Consider the following 15,069-nt stretch of genomic DNA (forward strand, 5'->3'; position numbering starts at 1 on the left):
CACTAAGTTCCAACTTACACCTCCATCATAATGTAAGGAATATCTTGGCTGGAGATTTATTAAATATAATGTTATGAGCGATAACCCATCACAAAATCAAAAATCAGATCATGGCAGTGAATTAACGGAAACACTGTTGGTACATGATAAAGAAACGAACAAGATTCGGGCTGTAAAAGGTATAAAAAGAAATGGCCGAAATAAAGTAGGGAAAGGTGATTTGGAAACCGTTGACCCAACCCAGGAAAATCAGAACTCTTTTTTGAAAATCAATAAGAATGGTGATATGCTTTCCAATTTCGTAAGGAATTTCGTAAGTCAGGTCAATAATCCAACCCGTTTTAATTTCTTTAAAGTTCCATTTCGATTGATTATCGCCATTGCCGAAAAAATGCAAAATTTTGTCGATACCACTTCTGTAAAGGGAAAAAAAATGATTGACGGTCTTAAGGATATAATAAATTCATATAACAAAAATCACAACACTATGGCACAACAACAACAACAACAAAACAGAGCAGAGTACAACAATGGCTATACGGTAGACAAAGTTGACTGGAGCAGTCTAGAAAATTTAGGCTGGTCACGCGAAGATTTCGAGAAAACGAAGCTAATGGGTTCTTTATTGAGAGGTTACAAAACCAGCGACCTCGTTCCTATAACGATAAAAGTTGGAAGTCACGAAATCGAAACAGAAGCAAAGCTATGGCTTGAACAGGGAAAAGATGGGATGGCAGCATTTAAATTTCTTCCGTTAAAGAATGAAGTCGAATTAGATAAGCCATTTTATGGGCATGTCTTTACAGAAGATGATAAAGTGAATTTAATGGAAAAAGGAAATATGGGACGGGCTGTGGACTTGATTTCGGATAGTAATGATAAGGTTCCTCACTTGATAACTTTAGACAGAGATACCAATCAATTAGTTTCATTCCCGGTTGACAAAATACAGATTGACGATGTAATCAAAGGGCTAACATTAGCACCTGAACAAAAGCAGACTTTACTTGAAGGAAAGCCCTTACATCTGGAAGGAATGACATCTAAAGTAAATACCTTATTTAATGGAGATATCCAATTTAATGCTTTTAAGGGGCATATTGAATTTTTATTTGATAAAAACAATCCCAACAAACAAACGCAGGAACATACCCAGAGCCAATCTTCGGAAATACCTAAAGTTTACAGAAGAAAAGAATTTACGGTAGATCAATATGATAAAATTAAAAATGGTGAAATTGTTTATATCAAAGATTTTAAAAATCCTGCTGGTGAGGAATATCCTGGATATGTATGGCAAAATAAAGAAACTGGAAAGTTATCTTTTGATTTTAAAAATCCAAATAGATATAAGCGAAATACCGCAACAAGTGAAACTCAAAAAACGCAAACGTCAGCTAATAGCGAATCTAAATCCAATGAGACAATTAAAAAACCTAATAACAAGCAACAGGCCGAAAAGAATGTGGTTTCAAATCCTCCCAAAAGAAGAGGTAGAAGGGTTTCATAAAATTATAAAATATGAAAGCAGTAATAGCAGAAAAACCGAGTGTTGCTCGCGAAATAGCCGCTCTTTTAGGAGCTACAGAAAAACATGAAGGGTACTTGCAGGGTAGTGGATATTATGTTACCTGGGCTATTGGTCATCTTATTTCTTTGGCTATGCCTGTAGAATATGGAATTAATGGTTTTCAAAAGGAAAACTTGCCGATTCTGCCTGATCCTTTTTTGTTGACAGTCAGAAAACTAAAAAAGGATAAAGGGTACTTTGATGACCCAGGAGCTCTAAAGCAATTGAAAATCATAGAAACAATTTTCCAGCAATGCGAAAGTATCATTGTTGCCACGGATGCCGGAAGAGAAGGCGAACTAATATTTAGATACATCTATAATTATCTAAAATGTGATAAACCATTTGAAAGATTATGGATAAGCTCATTGACGGAAAAAGCCATCAAGCAAGGTTTTGCAGATTTAAAATCAGGAAAAGATTTTGACGATTTATTTCTGGCCGCACAAGCGAGAAGCCGATCTGACTGGCTGGTTGGGATCAATTCTACACAAGCGCTCTCTTTGCAAGCCGGAAATGGAGTTTATTCTTTAGGAAGAGTGCAAACGCCAACTTTAAGTTTGATATGTAAGAGATATATTGACAATAAAAATTTTAAAGTTGAAAATTATTGGCAGTTGGAACTTAAGTATTCAAAAGAAGGGGTTAGTTTTTCAAGTATATCTAAGGAGAAGTGGAAAGATAAAAATAAGGCAGAAGAGGTTTTAAAATCTATTGAACGATTTGGAAGTTCAATTGTTGATTCGGCTACTACTCGTAATGTTAATGAACAGCCGCCCCTATTATTTGATTTAACTTCTCTGCAAAAAGAAGCCAATAAAAAACTTGACCTCACTGCCGAGGAGACTTTATCAATAGCCCAGAGTTTGTATGAAAAAAAATTCATTACATATCCGAGAACTGGCAGTAAGTATATTTCCAATGATATCTGGCCAGAAATACCGGATTTAGTAAGAGCATTGGAGAAGCGAGAAGGTTTTAAAGAAAAAATTAGCAATGTCAAATGGGGGCGGTTTAATAAAAGAATTGTCAATGATCTTAAAGTAACGGATCATCATGCGCTACTGGTTACAGACAAAATTCCTTCCGCCCTTTCAGTCAAAGAGAATGCGATATATGATATGGTCGCTATCAGGCTGCTTGAATCTATTTGTTACCAATGTACTAAAGAAATTACAGATATCAAACTTGAATCGCTACATTATGAGTTCAATTTGAGGGGTTCAAAAGTAATAGATCCAGGTTGGCGGGTAATCCAAAATCATTTTCATGATGAGGACAATGATGAAGATATTTCTATGGATATTCCAATCTTGAAGAAAGGTGATTCACTAACTATCAAAGAAGCGGTTATTTTGGAAAAGAAAACTCGCCCTCCTGCACTTTATACGGAGGCGGGGCTTTTATCGGCAATGGAAACTGCCGGTAAACAAATTGAGGATGAGCTGGAAAAGAAATCTATTGACAATATTGGAATAGGTACTCCCGCTACACGTGCAGCGATTATAGAGATTCTTTTTGACAGGAATTATATTATACGAGAAAAGAAGAATTTGATTCCTACAAAAAAAGGCATGCAGGTATATGAGCTGGTCAAAGAAAAGAAAATCGCTGATGTATCAATGACAGCTCAGTGGGAGTTAGCACTTAAGAAAATAGAGAATAATGAATTGGATGCAGAAGTTTTTCAAAAGGAAATGGAAGACTATGCTAAAAGTATTACTTCGGAATTATTATCGACCATTATAATTTCAAATACTCCAACAGTAAAATGTCCCAAATGCAAAAATCACAATTTGGTTTTTAATGATTATGTTGTTAAGTGTCCAGACGAGAATTGTAAATGGATTCAATTTAAAACGGTCTGCGAAGTATTACTTAGCGAAAAGGAAATACAAAATCTGATCACCAATAAAAAGACATCCCTCATCAAAGGAATGAAAAGCAGATCCGGAAATAAATTTAATGCTTACATAATAATGGATGAAAATGGTAAAACATCCTTTGAGTTTGAAAAAAAGAAGAAAAAAAGTTAGTTGATTTTGGAGGATGACGGTAAAATTTGCCGTCATTTTTCATTTTTCCAAAAATGTTACAAATTCATATAAAGCCTATAAACAGGAGATTTTTATGTAATATTTCTAGAATTGTTACATCGAACTGTTGCAACCTATCATTTTTCACCTCTACATTTGTTTGGAATCTTTTTCACGCCAGTTTGAAATTTAAGATTGATAAAATGATGATGGCCATAAAATTTCGATCGCTGGAAATTAAAGCTAAAAAACCATTGTTATGCAATCGAAAAGAGTATTTACGGAAATTGTGATTATATTATTGGCGCTTTTGTTCATGTATACCGCAGTGAGCAAATTTGTGGATTTTAAGGGATTTGTTTATGATCTAAATAATCAGCCATTTCCAAATAGCCTTACCCCTATTTTAAAGTGGTTAATTCCTTTAACAGAAATTTCCATTGTTATAACTCTGCTCTTCGAGAAAACCAGACTAATAGGACTATATGCGTCCTTAGCCTTGATGAGCTTATTTACGGTTTATACTGCTCTGGTTCTATTGCTCATTTTTGAATATGTCCCGTGTTCATGTGGGGGTGTCATAAAGGAGCTAAGCTGGCCACAGCATTTAGTATTCAATCTATTCTTTGTAACAATAATTTTTGCTGCATTAAGAATAAACAAGAATAACACTAAAACACAATTACTATATAACCAAACGCAATAATTTAGATCAGTATAAGTGAATTAGAATTATTGGGTCCAAATTAAAAAGGGGAAGCTGAAAACCTTTTAGAGTAAGCATCAAAATTCAAAAACTTTTATTATGAAACATTTTAAATTATTTTTAGGTGCGGCAATAGTATTTGCCGTTGGAAGTGCATTTACAGCAAGCAATTCAGCAGTTGATCTGTATGTTAAAAATGGAAGTATATATCAATTGAAAAGCCCAAGCGGTGAATGTATAAGACAAACAGAAGCCGTTTGTGATTATACAAAAACCGGTTCTGCAACAACACCAGAGCATCCGAACGAATATGAAAACCCGGCTAATTTCACTGCAAATCAAATGGATGCTAGATATGAACCCTAAGGTAATCTTAATTTTTCATGAAAAACGGATTGAGAAATCAATCCGTTTAATTTATTGAAACAGTTTAAATTTTTAAATAAGTTATAATTTCGACTGTATTAAATGCGCAGGACTGATTGATAATCAATTCTATGCTAAATTTAAAATACTATAATTTGATTATATTTTTCTCAATTAAGCCAATCAGTTCTTTTCCTTTTCTTGGGTCATTTAAGGTTGGTCTCGGAGGATTAGCTGTTATTATTTTTCCTGAACCGTCGATCAATAGTAAATTGGGATATCCCGAAATGCCATAATGTTTAATTATTGGATGTTCTGATCCCAATGCATTCGTATAAAGATCAATTGTTCCTTCGTTATTATACAATCCGGATTTCAGGCTCTTTTTCCATGTCTCAAAATCTTTATCAATACTAACTCCGATAAAAATGATATTCGGATTGCCTTTAAAGTGATTTAACACGGGTTTCATAGCTTCCGTTAATTGAATGCAACTTCCACATCCCGTAAACCAAAAATCCATCATTACAACTTTTCCTTTAAAATCTTTTAAACTGATAAATTTTTTGTCCGGATTTAGTAGGGAAAAATCGAACGCAGGACGACCCGGCATTAAAGCATCCACTTTTGCTAAAAGCAATTCTTTACAATTCTCATCATTAATTGTTGGAACTACCTCTAGTAACCAATCTGATATAGCTGGTTGCTTGTAATAGTTATTTAAGAAGAATGCTGTTAAAAGTCTATCTCTCAAAAAACCTTTAAAATGATCTTTTAACCTAGTATAAATAAACGAATCCGATTTGAGCGTTTGAAGTCCTAAATAAGCTGAAGAATAGGCCAATAATGAATCTGGAAACAATTTTAAATCGTATTTTCTTCTTTCTGACATTAACTTGGAAACCGAATCCAGGATTCTGGTTCTATTTGTAGCGTTAGTTGTATTATCATTTGTAATTTCATTAATTTCAACCAATAGCTTTACAATGGTAACTTCTGACTGGCTGATCGTATTTACTTTGATTAGGTTATATGTAAAATCGGATAAATATTCCTTATACCAGTCCAACACATTGAGCGCCATTTGATCTGTAGTATATGCTGTTTTAAAGCCTGTTTTGAAATGTTCGATAAACCATCCCGTAAAAGAATCATCAAGAACTGTTTTATTTCTGTCTTTGGTGTGGGGTGGAGTGGCTGACATATCCCTCGGAACAAACCTCATTGCTTCCACAATATCAAACTGCGCTTTAAATTTTTCGTTGCCACGCCCGGTAAAATACCATTTATCCTTATAATAAGTACATACAATACTATCACCAGGTTCAATAATAAAATCTTCTATACTTAGATTTTTAGAAAACATCACTGATACATAGGCAGCTTTTTCTTTTGGCAAAAACGATATCTGAAATAGATTCTCCATTCCGGATTTTTGCATCTGTATATTAGGTATTCTATTAAAATTGGTTGCCCAGAGATGGTTTTTATAAGTCACCCACACTTTTTCGTTTGTTGAATTGCTATCAAGAATGACACGAATACGAGCTCCGGGATAAACAGCTTGTTTCGATGTTTGCGACAGTGCGCCAGTTCCCAAGTGGCAACCAATAACAATTAATATTACTTTAATGAGTTTATCCATTACTATCGTATATTTTGTTCAATACTAGATTTTGAAATTTCTAATGGTGGTATAGGGTAGACATATCGTGGATCGTTTGGTGGCAAACTATAAATTTTCCCATTGACCGTTTTAGTCAATGTAGTCGCAAACCGATTATCTTTATTAAACCTTCTTAGATCTTCCCATCGAGTATTTGAAGTGAAGGGCAATTCCTTTCTCCGTTCACTAATAATAAGTTTTAATGCGTCTTCAACATTAGAAACTTTTGGAGTTATATAATTAAGATCTTTGTCCCATCTCTTCTTTAATAATTGGCTTAAGGTATTCATCCCTCGATCTAAATCCCCAAGTCTAAAAAAGCATTCGGCTTTTATGAGATACAGCTCATTAACGCCCAGTCCCGCAAAGTACCTTCGGACACCGGTATATTTTCCTGTAAATGAAATATTTGGTAATGAGCCTCTGTAAAACACTTTTTTTCTTAAATCACCTTCCATATAAGAATTGTATAAATCTGGAGCGACAACCTGTACCGAACTTGACATTAAACTGTATGAATCGGGTGTAGAATAAAAAATTATTTCTGGATTACCATCATTAAAATTTGGAAATGAATAAGTATTAGTTACGTTTAGAGTGTTAAAATCTATCAATGCATTATTATTAGATAAAGTCGCTTCGGCAGATTTTAATGCATTTTGGTAATCACCCATAAGAAGATAGGTCTTGGCAAGCAAAGCTCTTACTGCCGGTTTTGAAGCTCTGGTCTTGTAAAGTGGTATTTCCGGAAGAAGAGATTCAGCTATTAATAGGTCATTTACTATTTGATCGTAAGTTTTTTTAACTGTAGATCGCATAGACTTCACATTTACATCGGAATTTAACCTAATCGGGATGCCAAGATCACTATCTGCCGTTTGGGGATCAAAAGGTTTACAGAAAAGTTGGGCAAGATTGTAAAAAGCGAAAGCTCTATAAAATAAAGCACTGCCTTTGATACTGTTCCATTGAGTTCGATTTACATCAGCATTTATTTTGTCAATTCCTTCTAAAACAATATTTGCATATTCGACAATCTCGTAAGGCGACGTCCACTCACTGATAGGACCTGTTTCTATACCTTCGTAGATATCTGCTGCCCAGACATACATATTTTTTATAGCTATATAAGACATCGAATTCCATTCCGCATCATTTATTGTGTAATTATCCGATCCAACTAATCCTATTGACGGATAATGGTCATTCATTTTATCAGTATTGTCCAATATTGCCTGATAATCATCCAAAGTTGAAGGAACGACATCAGATTTACTCGATTTCTTATTCAGCCATTCATCCTGTTTTTTGCAGCTAACAAAAGAAATTGATACGAGTACGATTAATATTATTGTTTTCATATTGATAAATTAAAAGTTAGCCCGAATGCCTAAAGCATACGTTCTGGGTGAAACAATACTTGTATATCCAGAAGAGAGATTCTGATTGAAATCAGGATCAATTCCTGATTTATTTGCTCTCCATAGTATCCCGATATTATTAATATATGCGTATAACTGAACCGTTTTCAAACCGATTGAAGAGCAAAGACGATTTGATAGGTTATATGCGAATGAAATATCCTGTAGCCTGATATGATCCCCTTTTTCAATTAGCACTTCAGAACTTTGATAGAAGTTATTTCTATTTGGATTGGTATTGTAAATAAAGGAAGGAATGTTAGTATTCAACTCATCCCCCGGCTCCTGCCAACGATTATAATAATCATTATTTACCAGTTCCAAAGTTTGCGTGTAATTTATATTAGCCGAAACTTTCCTAAAATTGTAATTTAGTTTGTATAAAATGTTTGCTGAAATAGAAAAATCACCGTAAGAAAATGTATTTCTAAATGAACCAATTGTTGTAGGTCTTGATGAACCATGATAAACAAGAAGTTTGTTATCAGTACCTTTTATCAAGGCAACGTAATCTTTTGAAACTTCACCATTTAGGAAACCTTGTGGATCACCATTTGTAGGATCAAGGCCTGCCCATTTATAAGAGTAGAGACCAAATAATGAATTACCCTTTACTGGATACATACCACCATTATAAGCCAAATAGGAATCATATAACGCTAATTCGCCATTGGAATAAGTTAAATCATATTTTTTCACTTTATCCTTAAGGTAATTGTAGATAAAGTTGGTTGTCCAGTTAAACTTTCCTTTTATATTCTGTGAGATAAGATTTATTTCCAAACCCTTAGTTTCAATCTGGGCAGTATTCGCTTTGAAACTTGAAAATCCGCTTGAAGGAGCCAGTATGGTATTTTGAATAAGATCATCACCAACTTTATTAAACCATTCTATTGTACCCGTAACCCGGTTATTTGCAGAGGCGAAATCTAGGGTTAAATTTAAGTTTTTGATTTTTTCCCATCTTAATTCAGGATTAGGGGGACTTTTAATGGTCGCTGTCCTCGCCCCTGTCAATATATCGTTGGAATATTCAGCTGTTAAATATGCTGATGCATTATAAACATTACCGTTATAACCGTAGGTACTTCTCAATTTTAAATAGGGAATCATCCCGAAATTATAAAATGATTCATTACTGATATTCCATCCAAAACCAGCAGACCATAGAGGTGTGATTTTATCATTGATATTGACACCGAAAATATTTGCGCCGTCTTTCCTTCCACTCAAAGAGAAAGTATATATTTTTTTATAAGTATAAGACGTATTAGCGAAATAAGAAATAAACCTATTTGTAAATTCAGTTGGAAGGACGCTACCTCCTACTGAAGGTAATCGACGGGAACCATAAGCTGAAGGATTGACGGTGTAATAGGTATCATAGTTTAAGTTTACTACTGGAATCCCTAAGTTCTCGTCATAACCAAATAGGTTATTAGTTGATGATTTTAATATTGTTTGTCGAATTTCAGCACCTGCAATTGCATTGATTTCGTGTTTGTTTTTGATGTTCTGATCATAATTTAATTGCCAACGGAATGAATTTGCATTGGTTTCCATATCTCCGTTTTCAAGGATTCCTCCTTTTGGAAAAGGGTACGATAATGATTTTGTTGAACCATTTACTTGGGTAAAGGTATTGATCAAATTTCTGGCATAAAAACTATTGACACTATTAAAATTTAACCTTTTACCTGTTTCATTTTCCATTTGGTACTGAACCTGAGTTTTTAGAAAATTGGTAAAACTATAAGTGGCTCCACCTTTAAGGATTATATTAGTATATTTGGTCGTATTCTTTGTAAAGTCCCGTTCTGCAATGGGCCGAAATGACCAATCCAGAAATCCTAAGTCTTCCATTGATTTTTTATAAGCATCAGTAAAAATGTAAGGGACGCTTAAGGCGTTTCCGTTTTCATCAGACAATCTGTTATAAGGTAAATTAGATCTATATCCCGATCCGAGAACATTATTGGTTCGGTTATAAATGATACCTGCTGAAAGTTCCAGATTACGGATAGGCCTGAAAGTATTGGATGAACTGAAACTTGTTCTATTATAGCTGCTATTTACTAAATAATTTCTGTTTTTATCTAAACCAAATGTCAAAGCGTATGTTGCTTTTTGAGTGCCGCCACGAACGTTTAAGGCATATTGCTGATTAAAACTCTTCTGATAATAATATTTTCCTGTTTCACTCCGGACATCTGTATTTCTCAAAATAGATAATTGGTCATTAGCTTCTTTTTCGGTGATCGTTCGGTCCCGCATTTTTGAAAAGATCTCAACACCCCCGGATAAAACTGGATAAGTCGTCGTATTTTTAATACTTGAATCATAATATCCTTTGTCAAAAAGATATTTTTCTATTTCCAAATATTCTGAAGAACCGATATAGTTCCGAGAATATTTCAGGTCGGGTTTTTCGCCGATGGTGAAATTTGAATTAAATTCAATGTTCAGCGCTTGATCTAGCTTTCCTTTTTTGGTTGTTATTACTATTACACCATTTCCGGATCTTGCACCCCATATTGATGCGGCCGCTGCATCTTTAAGGACAGTAATGTTTTCAATGTCATTGGGATTAATGTTATCTAAATTTCCTTCATAGGGAAAATTGTCAAGTACGATCAGAGGGTCAGCACTTACCTTGGTATCAATCGTACTTGTTCCTCTGATTGATATCCCAGTTTTGGAATTTGAAGGCAAAAGTCCTGTAGAACCAGCCCCCTTACTGAAAGTTAGTCCGCTTGTGACACCATCTAAACGGTCCAAAATATTGGTGCTGACCCGTCTGTTTAATAATCGGTTATCAATTTGCACAAATGATCCGGTTGCCCTTTCCTTTGGAATATTTTGGTATCCGGTAGAAACAACATCCACAATACCGATCGTATTATCATTTAGGTGCAAAATAATGTTATTTGCATTTCTAACAGGAATTTCCGTTGATGAATAGCCAATAAAAGATACCTTCAGAATCTCTTCTTCAAATTTTTCCGGTATTAGAACTATACCGTTTCCATCCGTTGAAAAATCAATATCTGTTCCTTTGATACGTAGTGTAGCTCCGGCTAAAGGTTCGCCTTTATCATTCATTACTTTTCCTCTGATCGGGTTATCCTCCTTTTTAATTGGTATTTTTGACTGAGTTTCTTTTCCCTTATCTACAGAAACTATTATTTTTCCTTCTACGCTATAACCAAAGGGTTGTCTGCTAAAGATTTCATCTAATACAGCTTTTAAATCCTTGTCCTTGGCTGAAATAGTGACATCTTTAGCGATTTTCATGTGCCTTTCATTTATGGAGAAAGAGTATCCAGACTGTTCATTAATCTGCCTAATCACGGTTTTAAAGGGTACTCCTTTTTCGATTACAGTTATACGCTGAGCAGTCAATTTTGTACAGGCCAGAAAAATAATCAATATCAAAAATATCAGGTTTTTCATGACTTGTTTGTGTTTGAATAGTTTGACAAGGTATTTGCGTTTCCATTGGAGAATAGAAACCATATTACCATTGCCGATAATGGTATTATTCATTACATTTGAGTTAGGGTTAGTAAATTGCTTGAATTAATTTTTAAAAACCCGCAGCCGTCCCGACTGGACCTCGGGACGGTATATTCTAAAGAACTACGGGCATAAACATATGAAACGTTCTTATCTGATGAGCACCTCCTTTCCTTGAATTGTGGCTTTTACGCCATAAGTTTTTTCGATAACCTTCAGAACTGAAGAGAGCTTCTCATTTTTGTTTATGGTTAAATAAGCACTTTCTTCATTTCTAAAATTTGGGAGGAATTTGAAATCAACATCATACCATCTTTCTATTTCTTGTGAAAGATCAACAAGAGAGATACTACTGGAGCTGATCAAGCCCTCTTTCCATGCAACAAATTCCATAGCATCAACTTTTTGAATAGAAAGGCTATAATTATTTATTATAGCCTGTTCATTTGGCTTCATTTTTCTTGTAGATGTAGAGCCATTCGCTTTAACTTCTACACTTCCCTGTACTAGAGTTGTGTACTGGTTATTTTCATAGGCACGAATATTAAAAATTGTTCCAAGCACTTTTATTTGCTGGATATCTGTTTTTACGATAAAGGGATGCTTCGGATCATGATAGACTTCAAAGTATGCCTCACCATTTAATTTTACTTCTCTATTAGCAGTAAACTTCATTGGATATTCTAATGAAGACCCGGCGTTTAACCAGACTTTAGTCCCATCTGAAAGGGTAATTTGGTATTGACCGCCGCGAGGTGTTTTCAAAATAGCGGAATTGTGATTTTCAGAACTGCTTACTTCATGGCCATCAGTGTAGGTAATTCCCCGAGATGATATTTTAATTCCATCAACGTCTTTTAATTCGATAGCTTTACCGTCAGAAAATGTAATTGTTGCTTTATTTGAACCTGGCAATACATCATTGCTTACCAAAGTTGTTTCTATTGTATTGTTTTCAGTATTATTATAAAAGAACCATAATCCAGTACTTAAAATTGTTATCAATCCGGCTGCAATACTTATTGAACGGATTAATTTTACTTTTTTATTCTTTCTTATTTTCTGTTCAATCAGATAAAATTGTTGGTTTGAATCTGTTTGATAGAGCTGTTTGATTGAAGTTGTCAGCTGGCTTTCATTTTTTAGATTATTAAAATAGATCCTATTGTTTTCGTCCTTTTTAATCCAGGAATCCAAAGTTGAATGCTCATTAACGGTCAAAGGTTCTTCCCGAACAATTTTTGTCAATATTCTACCTATTTCAAAACCGATAAATACATCTTTCCTCTCCATAATTCTGAATTTAAGATAGAAACGGAAAATGATATGGCTTTCTCTAAAGAATTTTCGAAAAATTATGAATAAAATAATAAAAGGGCGATTCCCGCACTTCCAAGCCTCTTTTTAATAATCGAAATTGCTCTTGCTTTTTGATTATTGACGGTACTTATAGTAATCCCCAAATCTTCCGAAATCTCTTTGGCTGTTTTATCATCATCCAAAAACTGTCTCATAATGATCCTGCATTTTTCAGGTAAGGCCTCTATTTCTGCCCCCAGTTGACTAATAAGTTCCGAATCGATAATATGTTGAAGGATACTTTCTTCTGATTCACTAAAGTTTTGGATATACCTGTTAAAGCGATTCAATCGCACCTTCTCTTTAGCTATCCTATCGAAGCATGCATTTTTGGTTGATATATAAAGGAAGGCTTTAATATTTTCAAAAGATTTGAAAGAAGATCTTTTCTCATACATCTTAATAAAAATATCCTGTACAATTTCTTCTGCTTGGGAATAGGTATCTGGAAATAGAAGTTTGCTTGCGAAAAAAACTATTGCTTTATGGAACTTTTGAAAGATCTGATGAAAAGCATATTGATCCCCATTCCGCAAACCCTGCAAGAGTATTTCATGGGACATATTTTCATCATATTTGTTCATTTAGGTGGCTATTTAAATATAAAATTACCTAATATCTGGATTATTTTAAAATTTAAATGCTCAGGTCATAAAAAAAAGACCGATAGTTGCGTCAAATAAGGAAATTGTCTGTTCCCCGTTCATTTACAAATTTTAAATCTTTTAGTCGTTTTTGAATGAAAGCAGTAGGCTTTATACCATTTATTTCCTCAAATTTTTTAGAAAAATTGGCCCGTGATCCAATGCCGCATTCGTTCGCCAGACTTTCAAGCGTATAGCCTAAGTATTTCCTGTCATTGTATAGCCTTTCCGTGATATAGGAAATCCTCAACTGAGCAAGATAATTTTTGAAAGCCATTCCCTTATATTGGAGAATGACTAAAGTAAGGTATTTTGAATTTGAATCAAATTTCCGGGCCAATTTTGGTGCTGTTAAACCAAATTCTATGAATTCACCGTTTTTCTCAAATCTGTCCAGTTTTTTTAAGATGTCATCTTTTATTTCATCTTTTATGTCCAGACAAAGATCTTCTTGTAGTTTATCATAATTATCAATAGAATTTTCACTATCTCTGTTTAAAAGCGCATGTTCCAGTTTTTTATATTTTAATACCAATCGATTTTGCTTTCGTTCTTGATAAATAATTAAGATCAATAAGGCTAAAAGACAAATAGAAGTAATCTTCAAATTGGACCATTTTCCCTGGGCAATTTCATTTCTTAAATATTTGTTGGCTTCCCTATCCATTGATGGATTATACTCTTTAGAAATTTTGGTTGTCAAATAATCAAAATCCTTATAAAGAGTTCTGTCTGCCTTGATTAATTGGGTTGAATAAAAATATTGCTGATGAACATTATTTTTAGTTTTATAGTAGTCCATTAACAGTTCATAATTACTTCTGACTTCAGGGAAAATAAAGTTATGTTTCTTAAAAATTGAATCCGCTCTCTTAAAGAATGATACAGCCTGTTTACTATCTCCTAGACTGTGATATGATTTACCGATATATGAATAGCAAACTGTTACCCATGCAAAATCATTGACGGCTGAAATAGCTTTGATAGAAGAATTAATTGAATTGATTGCTTGAGTGTATTGTTTCTGTCTAAATTGTTGAATGCCTTTCTCTTTTAGAAAGTAACCATATTCCTGCATGTATTCTTTGCTCGAAGCAGTTTCCGAAATTCCTTTCGTTATCAGAGAATCTGCTAATCTGAAATTCCCCAAATTTCGGTAACATACCGCCATCTGATGAATTGAATTTAAATATCCCCTTAAATTATTATATATTAAATTCGGATGCAAGGATTTTAGGGATTGATTTTCAAAATGTCCACTGGCTACTTTAAGCTGTTCCAGGGCCATATCATATTTTCCAATATAATTATTTAGCGTTCCCATAAGGTAAATCAGCCTGTGCTCGTAAAATTCATCAGTCCCTTTTTTGGAATATTGATACGCTTTCATATATTCATCCATCGCACGTTTGTAATTTTTGAAATGAAAATAGTAAACAACACCTTTCTCAAGATATGCAGCGCTGATTTTCTGATTATCACAGGTAAACTTTGATGCGTAAATTGTACTATCCGCAAATTTCAATTTCTGAGCTGGAGATGATGAATATAATATTCCATCCAAATAGCCCTGTATTAATTGTTGATAGTTCTTTTCCTTTTTAGCTTTGGCTATATAGTGTTGTATAGATTCCAAGGCATTCGTATCATTCTCCGAAAGCCCCCTATAATTCTCACGTAAAATATAGTAGTCACTATACTGCTCTTTTGCTTGCCCTTTTAGAGATGAGATAAAAACAATCAAAAAAAGAAGCAGATATAATTTGGGAAAATTTTTCATACTAG

The 15,069-nt window shown here is 34.0% G+C and carries 10 protein-coding genes; 4 read left to right on the top strand and 6 right to left on the bottom strand.

The annotated features are described in order from the left end of the window. Nucleotides 1-73: 73 nt before the first annotated feature. The 4 genes from J2Y40_RS01570 (at nt 74) to J2Y40_RS01580 (ending at nt 4,678) form a co-directional block, all read left to right on the top strand. On the top strand, nt 74-1,510 hold the full coding sequence (locus J2Y40_RS01570) for a DUF3945 domain-containing protein (RefSeq protein WP_309996146.1): 1,437 nt from the start codon (nt 74-76) through the stop codon (nt 1,508-1,510). Between the two features lie 11 nt (nt 1,511-1,521). Further along, nucleotides 1,522-3,606, top strand: a complete 2,085-nt coding sequence (locus J2Y40_RS01575; protein WP_309996149.1) for a DNA topoisomerase — start codon at nt 1,522-1,524, stop codon at nt 3,604-3,606. A 259-nt stretch (nt 3,607-3,865) separates the two neighbouring features. Continuing rightward, nucleotides 3,866-4,312, top strand: coding sequence for a MauE/DoxX family redox-associated membrane protein (locus J2Y40_RS23940; protein ID WP_409017649.1), 447 nt, complete (start codon nt 3,866-3,868; stop codon nt 4,310-4,312). A 99-nt stretch (nt 4,313-4,411) separates the two neighbouring features. Then, entirely contained in the window at nt 4,412-4,678 is a 267-nt protein-coding gene (locus tag J2Y40_RS01580; RefSeq protein ID WP_309996154.1) for a DUF6520 family protein, read from the top strand. 148 nt (nt 4,679-4,826) lie between these two features. Here J2Y40_RS01580 and J2Y40_RS01585 read toward each other — a convergent pair whose 3' ends face one another. The 6 genes from J2Y40_RS01585 to J2Y40_RS01610 form a co-directional block, all read right to left on the bottom strand. Further along, nucleotides 4,827-6,323, bottom strand: a complete 1,497-nt coding sequence (locus J2Y40_RS01585) for a TlpA disulfide reductase family protein (protein ID WP_309996158.1) — start codon at nt 6,321-6,323, stop codon at nt 4,827-4,829. A gap of 2 nt (nt 6,324-6,325) precedes the next feature. Continuing rightward, nucleotides 6,326-7,705: a RagB/SusD family nutrient uptake outer membrane protein gene (locus J2Y40_RS01590; protein ID WP_309996160.1), complete on the bottom strand. Its 1,380-nt coding sequence runs from the start codon at nt 7,703-7,705 to the stop codon at nt 6,326-6,328. A gap of 9 nt (nt 7,706-7,714) precedes the next feature. Further along, nucleotides 7,715-11,311, bottom strand: a complete 3,597-nt coding sequence (locus J2Y40_RS01595; RefSeq protein ID WP_309996162.1) for a SusC/RagA family TonB-linked outer membrane protein — start codon at nt 11,309-11,311, stop codon at nt 7,715-7,717. A 120-nt stretch (nt 11,312-11,431) separates the two neighbouring features. Continuing rightward, nucleotides 11,432-12,574 carry a FecR domain-containing protein gene (locus tag J2Y40_RS01600; RefSeq protein ID WP_309996163.1) on the bottom strand — a complete coding sequence of 381 codons (1,143 nt, stop codon included), beginning with the start codon at nt 12,572-12,574 and terminating at the stop codon, nt 11,432-11,434. Between the two features lie 62 nt (nt 12,575-12,636). Beyond that, nucleotides 12,637-13,224 carry a sigma-70 family RNA polymerase sigma factor gene (locus J2Y40_RS01605; RefSeq protein WP_309996166.1) on the bottom strand — a complete coding sequence of 196 codons (588 nt, stop codon included), beginning with the start codon at nt 13,222-13,224 and terminating at the stop codon, nt 12,637-12,639. Nucleotides 13,225-13,315: 91 nt separating this feature from the next. After that, the gene (locus tag J2Y40_RS01610) at nt 13,316-15,064 is read right to left on the bottom strand and encodes a helix-turn-helix domain-containing protein (protein WP_309996169.1); all 1,749 of its coding nucleotides are present in this window, start codon (nt 15,062-15,064) and stop codon (nt 13,316-13,318) included. Nucleotides 15,065-15,069 lie beyond the last annotated feature (5 nt).

Source organism: Chryseobacterium sp. 2987 (assembly GCF_031456375.1).
Lineage (GTDB): Bacteria > Bacteroidota > Bacteroidia > Flavobacteriales > Weeksellaceae > Chryseobacterium > Chryseobacterium vaccae.